The following is a 16281-nucleotide window of genomic DNA, read 5'->3' on the forward strand; positions in this document are numbered from 1 at the left end:
TCAAGTAACGCCAAACAAACGAAAAGCGGCCGAATTCGGCCGCTTTCGTTTGCGAGTTTGCACCAGCCGAGCGCTATTGGGTGATTTGCCCCAGGTCGGCATCGAGGCGCTTGCGCACTAGGTTCGGAACCTTCGCGGTCTTGATGACCTCAAGATTGGTCGGGTTATCGCCAACCTGAACGAGCGCCACCATGCCCATGCCGGCATGAGGCGTGCATTTCACCACATAGAAGCCCGGAATGTCGAATTTTGCCTGATATTCCTCGCTCGCCTTGGATTTGAATTCGGCGGCACCGTCTGGGATCAGGCCCTTGAATGTTTCGACATTGTGACTCTTGTCGGTGGGAACGAAGGTGATGGTGTCGCCGGGCGCGATTTTCACAAAGCCCGGCTCGAACACCATGGCACCATCAGCACCTTTGTTGAGCATTTGAATTTGGTGGTCCGCCGCCAAGAGTGGCGCCGACGAAGTGGCTAGCGCCACCGCTGCGACGATCAGACCGATTTTGAAGCGCATTCCATATCTCCTTTACCGACAGCCTCATTGGCCGTCGGTTCGGTTTTATGGGCCGGCGGGCGGACCTTCTTTGAGGTTGATCAAATTGTCGCGAGCATTCTCTGTATGGCAGGGAGTGGTCTTGCCGAGCGGTGTTTTTGCAACAACGCGCCCGGCAATGAGGAATCCGCGGTGTTTGTTGACCTAGATCAAGGATCGGTCGCCGCGCACGTGGGACCTGTCGCTCAAAGTGCGAGAAAGATGACCTTCCTAAGTGCGGTCATCTGCGCTCTGGGGACGACGACATGAATTACACCGCTGAAACCATGCTGGTCGCGGTCGGCGCTTTTCTGGCATTGGTGGGTGCCGGCGCCGCTCATGATCAGCTTTTTGCCGCCCATATGTGGGTGTTATTCTTCTGTCTTCTGGCCGGTACGATCCTGCTGGTTCGCCGCGTCGACTTTTCGCCGGAAGCGTCTCGTATCAGAAGCGAGCCAACGCCCTATTTCGACGAAGTCATTCGATATGGGCTTATCGCCACCGTCTTCTGGGGTGTTGTCGGTTTTCTGGTGGGCGTGGTCATCGCTCTCCAGCTTGCCTATCCGGATCTGAACTTTGCGCCATACCTGAACTTCGGTCGTCTGCGCCCAGTGCACACCTCTGCCGTCATCTTCGCCTTCGGCGGCAATGGGTTGATAATGACCTCCTTCTACGTCGTCCAGCGCACCTGCCGAGCCCGGCTCTTCGGCGGCAATCTCGGTTGGTTCGTGTTCTGGGGATATCAACTCTTTATCGTCATGGCCGCGACCGGCTATGTTCTCGGGATCACACAGGCCCGCGAATATGCCGAGCCCGAATGGTATGTCGACATCTGGCTCACCATTGTCTGGGTCGCCTATCTTGTCACCTTTCTAGGAACGATCCTGAAGCGCAAGGAGCCGCACATCTATGTGGCGAACTGGTTCTATCTGGGCTTCATCGTCACCATCGCCATGCTGCACGTCGTCAACAATCTGGCGATGCCGGTCTCTTTCCTTGGCTCGAAGAGCTATTCGCTGTTTTCGGGCGTGCAGGATGCTCTGACACAATGGTGGTACGGCCACAACGCCGTCGGCTTTTTCCTGACCGCCGGCTTCCTTGGCATGATGTACTATTTCGTGCCGAAGCAAGCGAACCGCCCAGTCTATTCCTACCGCCTGTCGATCATCCATTTCTGGGCCCTGATCTTCATGTACATTTGGGCTGGCCCACATCACCTGCATTACACGGCATTGCCCGACTGGGCGCAGACGCTGGGCATGGTCTTCTCGGTGATGCTGTGGATGCCTTCCTGGGGCGGCATGATCAACGGTCTGATGACGCTTTCGGGAGCCTGGGACAAGATCCGCACCGACCCGATCATCCGCATGATGATCGTCGCGATCGCCTTCTATGGCATGTCGACCTTCGAAGGCCCGATGATGTCGGTCAAGACGGTCAACTCGCTCAGTCACTATACCGAATGGACCATCGGTCACGTTCATTCCGGCGCGCTCGGCTGGGTCGGCATGATCACGTTCGGCGCCATCTACTACCTGACGCCAAAGCTCTGGGGACGTGAGCGGCTTTACAGCCTCCGCATGGTCAACTGGCATTTCTGGCTCGCCACGCTGGGCATCGTTATCTACGCGGCGGTGCTGTGGGTCGCCGGCATCCAACAAGGCCTGATGTGGCGCGAATACAATAGCCAGGGCTTCCTCGTCTATTCCTTCGCAGAGACCGTGGCTGCGATGTTCCCCTACTACCTCCTGCGCGCCGTCGGCGGTGCTCTCTATCTGGCAGGGGGAGTGATCATGGCCTGGAACGTCGCAATGACCATCCGGGGGCGCCAGCGCGACGAAGCCGCGATCCCGAGCGCTTTCATTGCCCAGGCTGCCGAGTGAGGTAAAGCAAGATGTCTATCCTAGAGAAACACCAGATCCTCGAGAAAAATGCCACCCTGCTGCTCGTCGGGTCGCTGTTGGTGGTCAGCATTGGCGGCATCGTCGAAATCGCGCCGCTGTTCTATCTCCAGAACACGATCGAGAAGGTGGAAGGCATGCGCCCGTACACGCCTCTCGAGCTGGCAGGGCGCAATATCTACATCCGCGAAGGCTGCTACCTCTGCCATAGCCAGATGATCCGCCCGTTCCGGGACGAAGTGGAGCGTTACGGCCATTATTCGCTCGCCGCAGAGTCCATGTATGACCATCCGTTCCAGTGGGGCTCGAAGCGCACGGGACCGGACCTGGCGCGTGTCGGCGGTCGCTATTCCAACGAATGGCACGTCCAGCATCTGTCCAATCCGCGCGAGGTCGTGCCGGAGTCGATCATGCCCACTTATGCCTTCCTCAAAGAGAGGGACGTCACCGTTAAGGATATCGGCATGGATCTCAAGGCTAACGAGGATGTCGGCGTGCCCTATAGCAAAGACATGCTGGCGAATGCGGAAGCCGACATGCGGGCGCAAGCCGATCCGAACGCAAATACGACCGATCTGCTGGCGCGATATCCGAAAGCGAAGGTCGGCGATTTCGACGGCGACCCCACCAGGCTGACCGAGATGGACGCGCTCGTCGCATATCTGCAGATGCTCGGAACACTGGTCGATTTCTCGACCTATGACGATGCCACCGGTTATCGCTGAGGTGCTTCCATGGAAACATATACTGCTATGCGTCACTTCGCCGACAGTTGGGGGCTCCTCGCAATGGCCTTGTTTTTCGTAGGGGCTATCGCCTTCACGCTCCGGCCAGGTAGCAAAAAGATCGCCAACGAAGCCGCTGACATACCTCTGAAGGATGATTGAGATGTCGGACAAACATATAGACGAACTCAGCGGCGTCGAGACAACGGGCCATGAATGGGACGGCATCCGTGAACTCAACAATCCCATGCCGCGATGGTGGGTGTGGACTTTCTATGCCACGATCCTCTGGGCTATCGGCTATGCCATCGCCTATCCCTCCATACCCTTGATCAGGGATACCACCAAAGGACTGCTCGGCTTTTCGAGCCGGGCCGAACTGCAGCAGCAGGTGGAAGAGGCCAAGGTCGCACAAACTCGGTTTCACGATCTCATCGCCGCGAAAACCGTCAGAGAAATCGATGCCGATCCGACGCTGCGCGAGTTTGCCATCGCTGGCGGCGCCTCTGCCTTCAAGGTCAACTGCGCGCCGTGTCATGGCTCCGGTGCCACCGGCGCTCCGGGATTTCCCAATCTGAACGATGACGACTGGCTCTGGGGTGGCGACCTCGAAGCGATCCAAAAGACCGTCTCGCATGGCATCCGCTTCGATGCCGACCCCGAGACGCATTCGTCGGAAATGCCTGCCTTCGGCGATATGCTCGATCATACGCAAATTCGGCAGGTTGCCGCCTACGTCTGGGGACTAACGAACACGCCTTCCGATCCGGCGCTGGCGAAGGCTGGAAGGCAGGTATTCCTCGATAATTGCGCTGCCTGCCACGGCGAGGATGCCAAGGGCAAGCAGGAGATGGGAGCGCCGGATCTCGCCGATGCGATCTGGTTAAAGGGGCGGGGAGAGGATGCGATCATCCGCCAGGTGACCGCGCCGAAACATGGCGTGATGCCGGCTTGGTCGGCCCGACTGGGCGAAACCACCGTAAAGGAGCTGACCGTGTTTGTTCATTCGCTGGGCGGTGGAAAATAGGAGGAATGAAATGACTGCCCACGACCAAAATCCCCTTCTCCGCTTGTACGGCAACCCCCGAGCCATCGTTCATACGCGGGTTGCCGCGCGGGCACATCCGCTCCCTTCCTCGCGGGAGGAAGACAGCCTGGAGAAGCTCGGCAATTCCATGGCCAGTTTGATTTCGCTCAAAGATCACAATACCGCGAGCCGTTAGCATTCAAAGGTAGAGGACGTTCCCTACGGGCTCCCCCGTAGTTCCTCTGAGCCACGTCCCTCCGGGGCGTGGCTCTCATTTTTTGACCGAGCCGAAGACCGGGCGGCCGTTCCTTGACCTACGTCAAGGACGTTTGGTCGGCCGAATGCGAGATGAGGATCATCAACAGGACGCCGAGCGATGAACCTCTACACAGCTCCAGACCCGCGGGACGCTCATGTCGAACGGCTCGATGCCGAAGCGGTCAATGCCCGGCGCAACCGTCAGCCACTCTATGCTGCACGAAAGAAAGTGTTTCCAAAGCGGGCGCAGGGTCGGTTCCGGCGATTCAAATGGATCGTCATGCTGATCACGCTCGGCATCTACTATCTTTCTCCCTGGATTCGCTGGGACCGAGGTCCATATGCGCCCGATCAGGCGATTCTCATCGACTTGGCCTCTCGTCGCTTCTTCTTCTTTTTCATCGAGATATGGCCCCAGGAGTTCTTCTATGTGGCCGGTCTGCTTGTCATGGCCGGCTTTGGCCTGTTTCTGGTAACGTCGGCGGTGGGACGGGCATGGTGTGGTTATGCCTGTCCGCAGACGGTATGGGTCGATCTCTTCCTTGTCGTGGAACGCGCGATCGAAGGTGATCGCAACGCGCGCATGAAACTCGATGCTGGTCCCTGGACGCCGGACAAGATCGCGAAGCGGGTCGCCAAGCATAGCATATGGGTCCTCATCGGCGTCCTCACCGGTGGCGTATGGATCTTCTATTTCGCGGATGCGCCATCCCTGGCCGTTGCCCTAATCAAGGGCCAAGCGCCGGCGGTCGCCTATGCCACGGTCGCCATTCTCACCTCGACCACTTACGTTCTTGGTGGGCTGATGAGGGAACAAGTCTGCACCTACATGTGTCCGTGGCCCCGCATCCAGGGCGCTATGCTGGACGAAAATTCCCTAGTCGTCACCTACAACGACTGGCGCGGTGAGCCTCGCTCCCGTCACGCCAAGAAAGCTCAGGCAGCAGGCCAGCCGGTCGGCGATTGCGTCGATTGCAATGCCTGTGTGGCGGTCTGTCCGATGGGCATAGACATCCGCGATGGTCAGCAGATGGAGTGCATCACCTGCGCCCTGTGTATCGATGCCTGCGACGGCGTGATGGACAAACTCGATAAGCCGCGCGGCCTGATCTCCTATGCGACGCTGAGCGAGTACGCCGCCAACATGAGCCTGGCGACCAACGGCGGCACGGTCGCCGTGCAGCCGAACCTCGTGCGAAACCCTGACGGCAGCTTCATCGAGGGCATTCGGCACTTCAATTGGCGGGTGATCTTCAGGCCGCGCGTTCTTTTTTATGCCGCTGTATGGGCAGCGGTCGGGGTGGCGATGCTCGTGCATCTGGCGCTCAGGGAGCGGCTGGAGCTGAACGTGCTCCACGATCGCAATCCGCAATATGTGCTGGAGTCGGATGGATCGATCCGCAACGGTTATACGCTGCGCGTCCTCAACATGGTCCCGGCGCCGAGGAAAATCGATATCCGACTAGAGGGCGCAGTAGGAGCGACGATGAAGATCCCCGAACTCTCGAAGGAGGAAGGCCGGCACTTCACTGTCGATGCCGATCCGGACGCGGCCACCTCGCTCAAGGTGTTCGTAACGCAACAGGCCAAGGCGGAGACGATCAAGGAATTCCTGTTCGTCATAGAGGACGAAAATCACGCGGATCGGGCGACGTACCGGGCCGCCTTCAACGCACCGGGAGCGCCGAAATGAGAAGCCAAGTTACCACCGGACGTCCCTTCACCGGCCGCCATATGCTGGTCGTCATTGTTGCGTTCTTCACCGTCGTGATCGGAGTGAATGTGACGATGGCGGTTCTCGCGTCCACGAGTTGGAGCGGCCTTGTGGTAGAGAATACCTATGTCGCAAGCCAGGAATTCAACAGCAAGGCCGCCGCAATGCGCGCTATGGCTAGCAGCGGCATTTCCGGCGATCTGTCCCTGCGCGGCCATGTCATTCACTACGATATTCATAACCGGGACGGGTCGCCGGCGGTGGTCGACGACGTGACGCTGACTTTCAGAAGACCCGTGGGCGACCGAGAGGACTTTGCGCTTGCACTGACCAAGACGAGCGAAGGCCATTTCGAAGCCAAACATCGCATTGAGGGAGGCGACTGGATCGTTGAAACCATCTCGCGCAGAGACGGTGTCACGGTAATGCATGAGGCCAGGCGCATCGACACGGCGGAGTTTGGACAATGACCTGCTGCACCATGGACGCGGAAAGCGTCATGACAATGAGCAAGTGCTGCGCCAGTGCCGAGGAGATCGTCCTGGCCAGCCATCCGCTGGGGGAGGGCCTTCGCCAACTGGACCTCAGCATTCCCGATATGCACTGTGGCGCTTGCATCTCGACCATCGAACGGTCTTTGCGCAGCTTACCCTATGTGAAGGGCGCGCGAGTCAACCTGACTGCTCGGCGGGTCAGTTGCACCTATGTCGAGCGCATTGATAATGCTGTCATCGATCCCTCGGGTATTCTTTCCGCGATCACCGAAGCCGGCTACCGGGCGCATATTTTCACTCCCACCGCGTCCCAGACGGATAGCCTGCGCAATCAATTGCTCCTGGCCGTTGGTGTCTGCGGCTTTGCCGCAGCGAATATCATGCTGCTCTCGGTATCGGTCTGGTCCGGCGCAGATGCGGCGACGCGAGACCTGTTTCACTGGATTTCCGCGATGATTGCTGCGCCAGCCCTTATCTATGGCGGCCGTTTCTTTTTTCGCTCGGCGTGGAATGCCTTGAAGCATGGGCGGACCAACATGGACGTGCCCATTTCTCTCGCTGTCACGCTCTCCTATGCCGTATCATTATGGGAGACGATCCATCACGGAGAGCACGCCTGGTTCGATGCCTCCGTTTCGCTGCTATTCTTCCTGCTGATCGGTCGCGCGCTCGACCATATCATGCGCGAGAAAGCGCGAGCCGCGGTCAATGGCCTTGCGAGGCTCGCACCCCGCGGTGCCTTGTTGATAACGGCCGACGGCAGCAGGCGATATATTTCGGTAGAGGACATAGGCATTGGCGACCATATCTTTATCGCCGCCGGCGAGCGCGTCCCCGCCGATGGCGTCGTGATCGCCGGCACGAGCGAACTCGATCTCTCCATCGTCACAGGCGAGAGCGTGCCGGTCGCAGTCGGGAATGGCACGGAGGTTCGGTCGGGTTCGATGAACCTCATGGCCTCGTTGACCATTCGCGTCACGAAGACGGCGGAGAACTCTCTGCTCGCCGAGATTATCAGCCTCATGGAAGCTGCCGAAGGAGGCAGGGCGCGCTATCGCAGGATCGCGGACCGAGCTGCAAGCCTTTACTCACCGGCAGTCCACCTGCTTGCGCTGGTTTCGTTTCTTGCCTGGGGTTTCATCGGTGGGGATTGGAAGCATGCGATGCTGGTGGCGGTTGCCGTTCTCATCATCACCTGCCCGTGCGCGCTTGGTCTTGCCGTACCGGTTGTCCAGGTCGTCGCCGCCGGGAAACTGTTTCGCAGCGGCATTATGATCAAGGATGGTTCTGCTTTGGAACGTCTCGCCGAGGTCGATGCCGTCGTGTTCGATAAGACCGGCACTTTGACGATGGGCCAGCCATGTCTCATCCAGATGGTGGGCGCGGGGCCGGAGGAAAGGGCGATTGCGGCCGGTCTTGCCGCGCATTCCCGGCATCCACTCTCCCAGGCGTTGTTGCGTAGTGCTGGCAACAATGTCCGCCGGTTCGACAGCGTCGCGGAGATTCCGGGAGCGGGCCTCGAGGCCGAGGCCGCCGACGGACTTTATCGGCTCGGCAACATGCAGTTCGCTTGCGCCGCCCCGTTTCGTGAAAAAGGACCAAATGAGTCCCTTTCCGAGGTTATACTGTCGAGGAACAGGATAGAGCTGGCGCGCTTCTACTTTGAGGACACTCTTCGTCCCGGAGCCGCCGCGGCCATTCGCCAGCTCAGTCTTGCAGGGCTGCATACAATGATCCTGTCTGGCGACCGGCGAGCAGTCGTCGAATCGACAGCGCGGCTATTGCATATGGATCGCTGGATTGCGGAATTGGATCCGAAGCAGAAAGTTGAAGAGTGCGCACGCTTAAACGAGGCGGGCAACAAGGTCATGATGGTTGGCGACGGTATCAATGATGCGCCGGCACTTACGGCGGCGCATGTGTCGATGGCTCCCGCAACCGCCTCCGACATTGGCCGACAAGCGGCAGACCTCGTTTTCCTGAAGGACCGCCTCGACGCGGTTCCGGAGGCGATCTGCGTCGCGCGGCGTACGGCTGCTCTGATCCGCCAGAACTTCGCCCTTGCCATCGGTTACAATGTGCTGGCTGTTCCGATCGCCATCGCGGGCTATGCGACGCCGCTTATCGCCGCTGTCGCCATGTCCACGTCTTCGCTGATCGTCGTGACGAATGCATTGCGCCTGAATGGCTGGAATTGGCAGACAGAGCGTACCGGCAAATTCACCACCCCTGCGGGAGCTTCCATATCATGAATATGCTGATCTACCTGATCCCGCTGGCATTGTTCATGGGGACGCTCGGCCTGGGAGGCTTTCTGTGGTCGCTGAAGACCGGGCAGTATGATGATCTGGAGGGGGCATCGTGGCGCATTCTGTTTGATGACGACGATGCACGTCCAAGCGGTGGTAAGGAAAACGTAGATCAAGGTTGATCACGGCCGAAGTCGGCGGGCCGAGAAGCTGCCTTATGGTCCAGGATCTTTATCCCTTCATCGAATTGTCGTTTGAGCGGATGATTTTCTGCGCATTGATCCACCACAGAAGCCGTTTCGGCTCGATCCGCTCAAATCTTGACACCGATCAAAGCACGTCTCCCGCGTCGGCTTAAGCTTGCTCAATTGGACAACGAAATGAGGTGGGGGACATGACCTTCAACATCATACAGCGCATCGCTGGCGCGTCTTCAATGGCGTCAGGCGCTCGATGCGAGGAGGAACGCAAAGCTGGCCTTTTGTTGCGCATCGACGGCGGGAACCGCCAGCAATCGCGAATGAGCTGTGAAACCAGCGGGTCCACCGTGAAGTCGAAACAGGCGTCCACTCTGAAGGAAGTCTTGGAGATGAACACGCGCTATGAGATTGGTCCTCTTCAGGCAAACCAAATCGAACGCGCTTATCTCGTCGTGCAGGCGGTTATGCCGGGTCTTGCATGGGACCGCTGGCGCGCGGCGGTCGGAACCGTCTTTGAGCGTCAGCGCTTCACAGTGGCGACTGGTCCGAACGATTGTGTCCGCGCCGTTTGCCTTGCCCGCGTATTCGAGCATCCGATTGCCGGCCGACTGTTCGATATTCCAATCTTTGTCGTCATCAGTCCACTGGACGAGGAAAGGATCGCGCGGGAGCTTTTCTCCCTGATGAAAGGGCGGGCGATTGGCGCCGGCTGCAGTCACATGCGGTTTTGGACGCTCAACGATGAGGTCTGGGAGCGGCTTGCCGACGAGGGCTTCCGCAACCGCTGGGATCACGGGCTCGTCTATCGGCTTGAATCAGAGTCCATCAATCCGGCCTGGCGGTGAAGAAGGCAGCCTTGGGCCACGTATGGCCGAGAAACAGTCCAGCAAATGCTTCTGCTGTTGCTTGTTACAGACTGTTACTTAAGTGCACCGTATTTCACACCCATGGCATTCTGGCGTCACCTGCGGTGATCAATTGTTCTCCCCGACAACACGGAGGGATGATCATGTTGCGGGCAGACAATATTCATTACGCTAAGGAATTCACCAACCCGGCTCTGCCGGACGCCGAACCGAACTGTCTGCAGGCTCTGTTTAGGAAGCAGCCAACCGAACATCTCGCCGCCGGTCAGTCGTTATTCTTCGAGGGGGATGTCGCCAAGCACTTGTTCGAAGTCGTCGAGGGTAGCCTGCGCATCTTCAAGATCATCTCTGACGGTCGTCGCGTCATCACCGGTTTCCTGCATGCCGGCGACATCGTCGGCGTGTCGTTGCGGAACCACTATCTCTACAGCGCCGAAGCCATTGGCGATACGAAGGTGCGCCGCTTCTCACGCAAGGCCTTCGAAGCCGAGGTCAGCAATTCGCAGGATCTGAGGCCCGAAGTTTTTGCCCGCCTGTGCGACGAGATGGCGGCTGCCCAGGATCAGATGGTTCTGCTGTCGTGCAAGAATGCCGAGGAGCGGGTGTGCACATTCGTGCTGAAGCAGCTCCGCCGCAAACCGGATCACAATCGATCCAATGCGATCGTCGAATTACCAATGACGCGGCTCGACATCGCAGACTATCTCGGCCTGACGATCGAGACCGTTTCACGGACGATGACCAAGCTGGCGAACAAGGGAATACTGGTCTCCGCGGGTCGGCATTGCGTGCGTATCATGAAATATGGGATGCTCGTTCAACTCTCCGGGGATGACGACGAGTGTGATGGCGACGAACGCGGTCTGATCGCTTACGCCGGAGGCCAACGCCACTGAATTTCGAATGATGAAAGCGCAATGAACGACAAATCGAAGACCCGAGTGACAACTGAACTGGAGCTCGACGAGATTGCTCGTCTGCTCGACGGAGCCAACCTCATCATTCACGGTTTTGACGGCGTTGTCAGCCGCTGGACCGGCGGTTGCGAAACGCTCTATGGGTGGTCAAGGGACGAGGCACTTGGTCAGGTCGTTCACACGCTTTTGGCAACACAGTTTCCAAAGCCTTTGGATGAGATCCGCGAGGAAGTCCGAAGGCAGGGGGCATGGCAGGGCGAGGTGGTGCATCGTCACCGGGATGGACGAATCATTTTCGTCGCCACGCGCTGGACGCTCATCACCCCTGCTTTCGATACCAGGCCGGTCATCATCCAGACCAACAACGATGTTACCGAGATGAAACAAATTCAGGACGATCTTGCAGAAAGGGAAGCGCATCTGCGCTCGATCCTCGACACCGTGCCTGAATCGATGATCGTCATCGATGACGTCGGCACGATCTCCTCGTTTAGCGCCGCCTCTGAAAGATTGTTCGGCTACACGGCTGATGAAGTTTGCGGCAGGAACGTCAAAATCTTGATGCCGCAGCCCGATCGTGACGCACATGATAGTTACCTTTCCCGCTACATGACGACTGGAGAGCGGCGCATCATTGGTTATGGCCGCGTCGTGACGGGGCAGCGCAAGGACGGCTCCCTTTTCCCGATGGAGCTCTCCGTCGGCGAGGCCACCGCAAAGGGCAAGCGCATTTTCACCGGCTTCATCCGCGACCTGACGAGCCGCCATAAGATCGAGGATGAGCTGCGCCAGTCGCAGAAGATGGAGGCGATCGGCCAGTTGACCGGCGGACTGGCGCATGACTTCAACAATCTGCTGACCGTCATCAGTGGCAATCTCGAAATGATCGAGGGCAAGCTTAAGGACGAGAAGCTGCGGCCGCTGCTGCGTGAAGCGCAGGACGCGGCCGATGATGGCGCCAAGCTCACAGGCCAATTGCTCGCCTTTGGCCGGCGCCAGCCGCTCAATCCGAAGCTCGTCGATGTCGGCCAACTTGTGTCGAGCTTTTCCGATCTGCTGCGCAGGACGCTTGGCGAGGCTATCGAATTCCGCACCATCGTCAGCGGTGCGGCGAACGAAGCACTGGTCGACGGATCGCAATTGCAGAATGCATTGCTCAATCTGGTCCTGAACGCCAGGGACGCCATGTCGCGTGGCGGCAAGCTCTCGATCGAAATCTCGCGCATCAAGCTGGATGCCGATTACGCACAGATGTATCCGCAGGTACGCACCGGTGAGTATGTCCTGATTTCCGTGACCGATACGGGCCTTGGCATGACATCCGAGGTCAAGCAACGGGCCTTTGAGCCCTTCTTTACCACGAAGAGCGTCGGCTCCGGCACCGGTCTGGGCCTGAGCATGGTCTATGGTTTTGCCAAGCAGTCCGGTGGCCATGTCCAGCTTTATAGCGAGATCGGACAAGGCACGAGTGTGCGCGTCTTTCTTCCCGCGGCACACAAGACGGCCGATAACGCCAGCGAGAAGGGCGTGGAGGAGCGGCTCCAATCTGACATTCCCGGTGGCTTCGAGAAGATTTTGGTGGTGGAGGATGATCCGCGGGTGAGGCGCGTTGCCGTCTCTAGGCTCAACGATGCTGGCTACCAGGTGGTTGAAGCATCCAACGGGAACGAGGCATTGACCAGGCTCGAGGAAAATCCCGATGTCGCGCTGCTTTTCACCGATATCGTCATGCCAGGCGGCATGACCGGCGATGAGCTGGCTAACCATGTGCGGACATTGAAACCAGGCATAAGGATCCTCTTCACATCCGGTTATGCCGAGCCGACGATCGCTGGCCGCGAGCTCGCGCAATCGGGAAGCTGGCTGAAGAAGCCCTATACTGCACGCGAGCTGGCAACGCGCCTGCGAGAGCTTCTGGATTAAGTCTGACTATCGACGGCAAGCGTCACTTTATGCGGGGAGCGCCGGCGAGTGTTTCATGCACATTCCGGCCGTATTGACGTGCCGTCGATCACAGCCGCGCGGTGAAGATGTAACCAACGCCCCGGATCGATTTGATCAATTTTGGATGTTTGGGGTCGTCTTCGATCTTTTTCCGTAATCTGACAATCTGTGCATCGATCGTGCGGTCGAAGGCTTCGAGATTTCTGCCGCGAGTGAGATCCATGAGAAGCTCCCGGCGAAGAACGCGGCCGGCATGGCGCACGAGAACGGCCAGCATGTCGAACTCGCCTGTCGTCAACTCGACTTCGCCACCGTCGGCGGCAAGAAGCTGGCGACGATCGAAATTGAGCTGCCAACCGTCGAAGCGAATGATCTCCTCCTGCCTCGCCTCTGCCGGCGTGGCCGCAGGCTGGCGTCTGCGAAGGATGGATTTCATGCGAGCATGCACCTCGCGCAAATGAAACGGCTTGGCGATATAGTCATCCGCACCCATTTCCAGACCGACGATCCGATCGACGACATCGTCGCGGCCCGTCAGCATGATGATCGGCACATCAGACTGCATGCGGATTTCTCTGGCAAGCAACAGACCATCTTCGCCTCCCGGCAATATCAGGTCCAGCAATATGATATCGAAGCTTGCCTGCTTCATCTGGAGACGCATTTCACCGCCGTCCGAGACGGCGGTGACCTGGTATCCCTCATCTTCGAAATAACGCGTCAACATCTGGCGGATTCTTGTGTCGTCGTCGACGATCAGAACATGTTCGCGCCGCGGTTGATCGGAAGCCATTCAAAATGCCCTGGGAAATGCGGGTGGTGCCTGTGACAATTCGCGAAGAAAATCATCCATGTTTAGCACGCGCAGCATCCGTGTGTCACTCGCTGACTGCGTCTCTTCCTCAATGAAGAACAATTGCGATGGATCAAGATATTGCCGGCTGGCGTGTCGCCAACCGGCTTGCGCGCCGTCGCTACACTGTCTCGATTGCCCGCTCGACGCAGTACGCTCGACTGATCTTTGCGACCTCGTGGCGCGAGCCAAAAATCACCGGAACCCGCTGATGCAGCGAGGTTGGTTCAATGTCGAGGATGGCGGTCTTTCCGGCAATGGCAGAGCCGCCTGCCGCTTCGACCAGAAAGCCAATTGGATTGGCTTCATAAAGTAGACGCAGACGGCCGCCGGAGGCTGGCTTGTTTCGATCGGCGGGATAGAGGAAGATTCCGCCGCGGTTGAAGATGCGATGGGTATCGGCGACCATCGAACCGATCCAGCGCATATTATAGCCGGGGGTTTCGATCGACCCGTCGACATATTCGGTAATGACGTCATCCCAAGACGGACGACGTGCGGCGTTGATCGCAAACTCCTTGGTTTCCGGGGCGATCTTGGCATCCGCGGTTGTCATCACATACACGCCGCGTTCGTCAAGCGTGAAGATCTGTACGCCATTTCCAATCGCAAGGACCAGATTGGTTTGCGGTCCGTACGCGGCATATCCTGCAGCGAGCTGACAGCGGCCGTTTTTCAAAATCTCAGCCGGAGAGCTTGCCTCGATGATGGAAAAGATCGTTCCAACCGTTACGTTGACATCGAGGTTGGACGATCCATCGAGCGGGTCGAAGATCATCGCATATTCGCCATTGGGATGAATGAGCACTTCGGCGTCGAGTTCTTCCGATACCGCGAAAGCAACTGCCGGCGATTTACGGCATGCATCGAGCATGATCTCGTTGGAAAGTATATCGAGCGGCTTCTGCGTCTCGCCTTGGACGTTGATTGCGTCGGTTGCGCCCGTTAGACCTGATAATGACGAGCTTCTGAGCTTGTCTGAAATCTGCCGGGTAGCCTCGGCAATGTTGCGCAGGACGACGACCATGTCCTCGTTCAACAATGTTCCCCTATGACCATCGAGATAGGCTTCGAATGTCGTCATCAATGTCTTTCTCCTGCGGGATTGGTATCGGAATTCACACGATTCTTAGCGGGCACTCTCAGGCTTACGGACGTTCCAAAAGGCCTGCACGGATGTGCTAAGCCTTCGAGGACGTTCGAACGCTGACTTGAGATGCTCAACTCGTGACGGAAATGGTTTCAACTGAATAGCAGCGCGCCTACCAGGCAGTGCGAGCGGTGCTAAGCGCATACGAAAGGCACGACGAAACGTGTGCGGCGAGGGGATTGATCGTGATGACGCAATTTCCAGGAGAGAACAGTTTATGCGCGTTAAGGTGCTTCAGCAGCTCATCGACAGTGCGTTTGTCAGTAAGCGGAAATGAAATCGTCATTGCGCGTTTCCTACGACGGATAGAATGGCGTGAGGCAGTTAGAAGTGATTTTCTTCGCGCTGCAACAAAAAATATTGAATGCACAAATTAAAATCGATTAGCTTTGTATGTTGATTTTTTAAAATCGATTTAAAGGCGTGCGATCGAATTTCAGTCTCGAGGCGCGCCATGGCCCATGCAGCAAACCTATGTCGTTCCCTGTGTCCTTCATAGCTTCGCCACCTTGTACGCAAGGCACGCTAAAGCTTGATGATGGATCAATATCCCCACTGCCTGGAGCATAATCCGGCCGGAGTGAAACACGCTCAAGAACGATGGAGGTATGATGACCACTGCATCACCGATTATCTGTAACGGCACGCCGAAATCGGGCACGCATGCGCTTTTGCAGGCGGTAGAGGCCATCGGGTTTGAAAAATATGCGTTCGTGCGCGCCCTGCGTAAGGACCAGCCCTGTTATGCCCGTCGGATAAATTACAACGAAGAATCGATCTTCCTGTCGCCGCAGGCGAAGAGAAACTTCGACGATTACGTCAAGAATGCCCCCAAGATTCAGGGATATAACGACGTCTCCAGGCTCCTGCATGGCGCTCCATCCCGTATCGTTGTCCACGGTCACGTGTGCTGGAACAAACGTGTGCTGCTCCGCGGTATGACGACGGTAACGATCATCCGCAATCCGCGCGACAATTTCCTGAGTTGGGTGCGCTGGTTTGGCCCCAATGCCTCCCGCGAATTCTTCTCGACCTATGCCTCGTTCATTTCCTGGCGAAAAGATAACCTGTTCATCTACGAACGCCTGTGGGAGCCGGATCATATCATCGCGCTAGGAAAGACTCTCGGCCGCGCCGTCACGTCGCATCAGGTAGAAGAGATCGTTCTCAAATCACACGGCAAGTCGCTGACATGGACCAACAAACCCAGCGATCACCAGTCGGCCTGGAGCAGCGATCTGGCCAGTTTCTGGCGCGCGAATCGCGGCGAGCGGCTCGATGCCGCCTATGAACAGATCGCATCCGAATGGAATGCCAACCGCTTCCATTGATGGGGCTGAGGCGGTTGATCTGCACCTCGGTCTGGCCATATCCTCGTAGTTGGAAGAACGAGATGATGAGCAAGCCCGATATCCAAGCAGAGATGATGGTGTGGCGAGGAGGTCCAG

At 57.8% G+C, this 16281-nt stretch carries 16 protein-coding genes; 13 read left to right on the plus strand and 3 right to left on the minus strand.

Annotation, left to right across the window (positions count from 1 at the left end; translation table 11 throughout):
• Nucleotides 1–73 precede the first annotated feature (73 nt).
• Nucleotides 74–517, minus strand: a complete 444-nt coding sequence (locus PH547_RS22010) for a pseudoazurin (protein WP_285169489.1) — start codon at nt 515–517, stop codon at nt 74–76.
• 284 nt (nt 518–801) lie between these two features.
• On the opposite strand from PH547_RS22010, the gene ccoN reads away from it, so the two are divergent.
• The 12 genes from ccoN to PH547_RS22070 all read left to right on the plus strand — a co-directional run bounded on the left by ccoN (nt 802) and on the right by PH547_RS22070 (nt 12809).
• Nucleotides 802–2418, plus strand: a complete 1617-nt coding sequence (ccoN, locus tag PH547_RS22015; RefSeq protein WP_260304403.1) for a cytochrome-c oxidase, cbb3-type subunit I — start codon at nt 802–804, stop codon at nt 2416–2418.
• A gap of 11 nt (nt 2419–2429) precedes the next feature.
• Nucleotides 2430–3161 (plus strand): cytochrome-c oxidase, cbb3-type subunit II, encoded by a 732-nt coding sequence (gene ccoO / locus PH547_RS22020; protein WP_104827540.1) that lies wholly within the window; start codon nt 2430–2432, stop codon nt 3159–3161.
• Nucleotides 3162–3170: 9 nt separating this feature from the next.
• Nucleotides 3171–3323 (plus strand): cbb3-type cytochrome c oxidase subunit 3, encoded by a 153-nt coding sequence (locus tag PH547_RS22025; RefSeq protein ID WP_104827539.1) that lies wholly within the window; start codon nt 3171–3173, stop codon nt 3321–3323.
• 1 nt (nt 3324) lies between these two features.
• Nucleotides 3325–4188 carry a cytochrome-c oxidase, cbb3-type subunit III gene (gene ccoP, locus PH547_RS22030; RefSeq protein ID WP_285169490.1) on the plus strand — a complete coding sequence of 288 codons (864 nt, stop codon included), beginning with the start codon at nt 3325–3327 and terminating at the stop codon, nt 4186–4188.
• A gap of 10 nt (nt 4189–4198) precedes the next feature.
• Nucleotides 4199–4384, plus strand: a complete 186-nt coding sequence (locus PH547_RS22035; protein ID WP_283052484.1) for a hypothetical protein — start codon at nt 4199–4201, stop codon at nt 4382–4384.
• Between the two features lie 180 nt (nt 4385–4564).
• Nucleotides 4565–6139 carry a cytochrome c oxidase accessory protein CcoG gene (gene ccoG, locus PH547_RS22040; RefSeq protein ID WP_285169491.1) on the plus strand — a complete coding sequence of 525 codons (1575 nt, stop codon included), beginning with the start codon at nt 4565–4567 and terminating at the stop codon, nt 6137–6139.
• A complete protein-coding gene (locus PH547_RS22045) occupies nt 6136–6630 on the plus strand; it encodes a FixH family protein (protein WP_285169492.1) in 495 nt (164 codons plus the stop codon). The genes ccoG and PH547_RS22045 overlap by 4 nt, the downstream gene beginning before the upstream one ends.
• A complete protein-coding gene (locus PH547_RS22050) occupies nt 6627–8906 on the plus strand; it encodes a cation-translocating P-type ATPase (RefSeq protein ID WP_285169493.1) in 2280 nt (759 codons plus the stop codon). The genes PH547_RS22045 and PH547_RS22050 overlap by 4 nt, the downstream gene beginning before the upstream one ends.
• Nucleotides 8903–9085 carry a cbb3-type cytochrome oxidase assembly protein CcoS gene (gene ccoS / locus PH547_RS22055; RefSeq protein ID WP_283052479.1) on the plus strand — a complete coding sequence of 61 codons (183 nt, stop codon included), beginning with the start codon at nt 8903–8905 and terminating at the stop codon, nt 9083–9085. The genes PH547_RS22050 and ccoS overlap by 4 nt, the downstream gene beginning before the upstream one ends.
• 407 nt (nt 9086–9492) lie before the next feature.
• A complete protein-coding gene (locus tag PH547_RS22060; RefSeq protein WP_285169494.1) occupies nt 9493–9948 on the plus strand; it encodes a hypothetical protein in 456 nt (151 codons plus the stop codon).
• A 164-nt stretch (nt 9949–10112) separates the two neighbouring features.
• Nucleotides 10113–10865 carry a Crp/Fnr family transcriptional regulator gene (locus PH547_RS22065; RefSeq protein ID WP_285169496.1) on the plus strand — a complete coding sequence of 251 codons (753 nt, stop codon included), beginning with the start codon at nt 10113–10115 and terminating at the stop codon, nt 10863–10865.
• Nucleotides 10866–10886: 21 nt separating this feature from the next.
• Nucleotides 10887–12809, plus strand: coding sequence for a hybrid sensor histidine kinase/response regulator (locus tag PH547_RS22070; protein WP_104827530.1), 1923 nt, complete (start codon nt 10887–10889; stop codon nt 12807–12809).
• A gap of 88 nt (nt 12810–12897) precedes the next feature.
• Here the strand turns inward: PH547_RS22070 and PH547_RS22075 are convergent, their stop codons facing one another.
• Nucleotides 12898–13623, minus strand: a complete 726-nt coding sequence (locus PH547_RS22075) for a response regulator (protein WP_104827529.1) — start codon at nt 13621–13623, stop codon at nt 12898–12900.
• Nucleotides 13624–13804: 181 nt separating this feature from the next.
• A complete protein-coding gene (locus tag PH547_RS22080; RefSeq protein ID WP_285169497.1) occupies nt 13805–14767 on the minus strand; it encodes a class 1 fructose-bisphosphatase in 963 nt (320 codons plus the stop codon).
• 674 nt (nt 14768–15441) lie between these two features.
• Between PH547_RS22080 and PH547_RS22085 the strand changes: the two genes are divergently transcribed.
• On the plus strand, nt 15442–16164 hold the full coding sequence (locus tag PH547_RS22085; protein WP_285169498.1) for a hypothetical protein: 723 nt from the start codon (nt 15442–15444) through the stop codon (nt 16162–16164).
• Nucleotides 16165–16281: the final 117 nt, after the last annotated feature.

Source organism: Rhizobium cerradonense (assembly GCF_030182455.1).
Classification (GTDB): domain Bacteria; phylum Pseudomonadota; class Alphaproteobacteria; order Rhizobiales; family Rhizobiaceae; genus Rhizobium.

What these genes read in the sequence shown, in the direction of transcription:
- PH547_RS22010 (WP_285169489.1), bottom strand. Translation starts at nt 517, where the DNA reads ATGCGCTTCAAAATCGGTCTGATCGTCGCAGCGGTGGCGCTAGCCACT.
- ccoN (WP_260304403.1), top strand. Translation starts at nt 802, where the DNA reads ATGAATTACACCGCTGAAACCATGCTGGTCGCGGTCGGCGCTTTTCTG.
- ccoO (WP_104827540.1), top strand. Translation starts at nt 2,430, where the DNA reads ATGTCTATCCTAGAGAAACACCAGATCCTCGAGAAAAATGCCACCCTG.
- PH547_RS22025 (WP_104827539.1), top strand. Translation starts at nt 3,171, where the DNA reads ATGGAAACATATACTGCTATGCGTCACTTCGCCGACAGTTGGGGGCTC.
- ccoP (WP_285169490.1), top strand. Translation starts at nt 3,325, where the DNA reads ATGTCGGACAAACATATAGACGAACTCAGCGGCGTCGAGACAACGGGC.
- PH547_RS22035 (WP_283052484.1), top strand. Translation starts at nt 4,199, where the DNA reads ATGACTGCCCACGACCAAAATCCCCTTCTCCGCTTGTACGGCAACCCC.
- ccoG (WP_285169491.1), top strand. Translation starts at nt 4,565, where the DNA reads ATGAACCTCTACACAGCTCCAGACCCGCGGGACGCTCATGTCGAACGG.
- PH547_RS22045 (WP_285169492.1), top strand. Translation starts at nt 6,136, where the DNA reads ATGAGAAGCCAAGTTACCACCGGACGTCCCTTCACCGGCCGCCATATG.
- PH547_RS22050 (WP_285169493.1), top strand. Translation starts at nt 6,627, where the DNA reads ATGACCTGCTGCACCATGGACGCGGAAAGCGTCATGACAATGAGCAAG.
- ccoS (WP_283052479.1), top strand. Translation starts at nt 8,903, where the DNA reads ATGAATATGCTGATCTACCTGATCCCGCTGGCATTGTTCATGGGGACG.
- PH547_RS22060 (WP_285169494.1), top strand. Translation starts at nt 9,493, where the DNA reads ATGAACACGCGCTATGAGATTGGTCCTCTTCAGGCAAACCAAATCGAA.
- PH547_RS22065 (WP_285169496.1), top strand. Translation starts at nt 10,113, where the DNA reads ATGTTGCGGGCAGACAATATTCATTACGCTAAGGAATTCACCAACCCG.
- PH547_RS22070 (WP_104827530.1), top strand. Translation starts at nt 10,887, where the DNA reads ATGAACGACAAATCGAAGACCCGAGTGACAACTGAACTGGAGCTCGAC.
- PH547_RS22075 (WP_104827529.1), bottom strand. Translation starts at nt 13,623, where the DNA reads ATGGCTTCCGATCAACCGCGGCGCGAACATGTTCTGATCGTCGACGAC.
- PH547_RS22080 (WP_285169497.1), bottom strand. Translation starts at nt 14,767, where the DNA reads ATGACGACATTCGAAGCCTATCTCGATGGTCATAGGGGAACATTGTTG.
- PH547_RS22085 (WP_285169498.1), top strand. Translation starts at nt 15,442, where the DNA reads ATGATGACCACTGCATCACCGATTATCTGTAACGGCACGCCGAAATCG.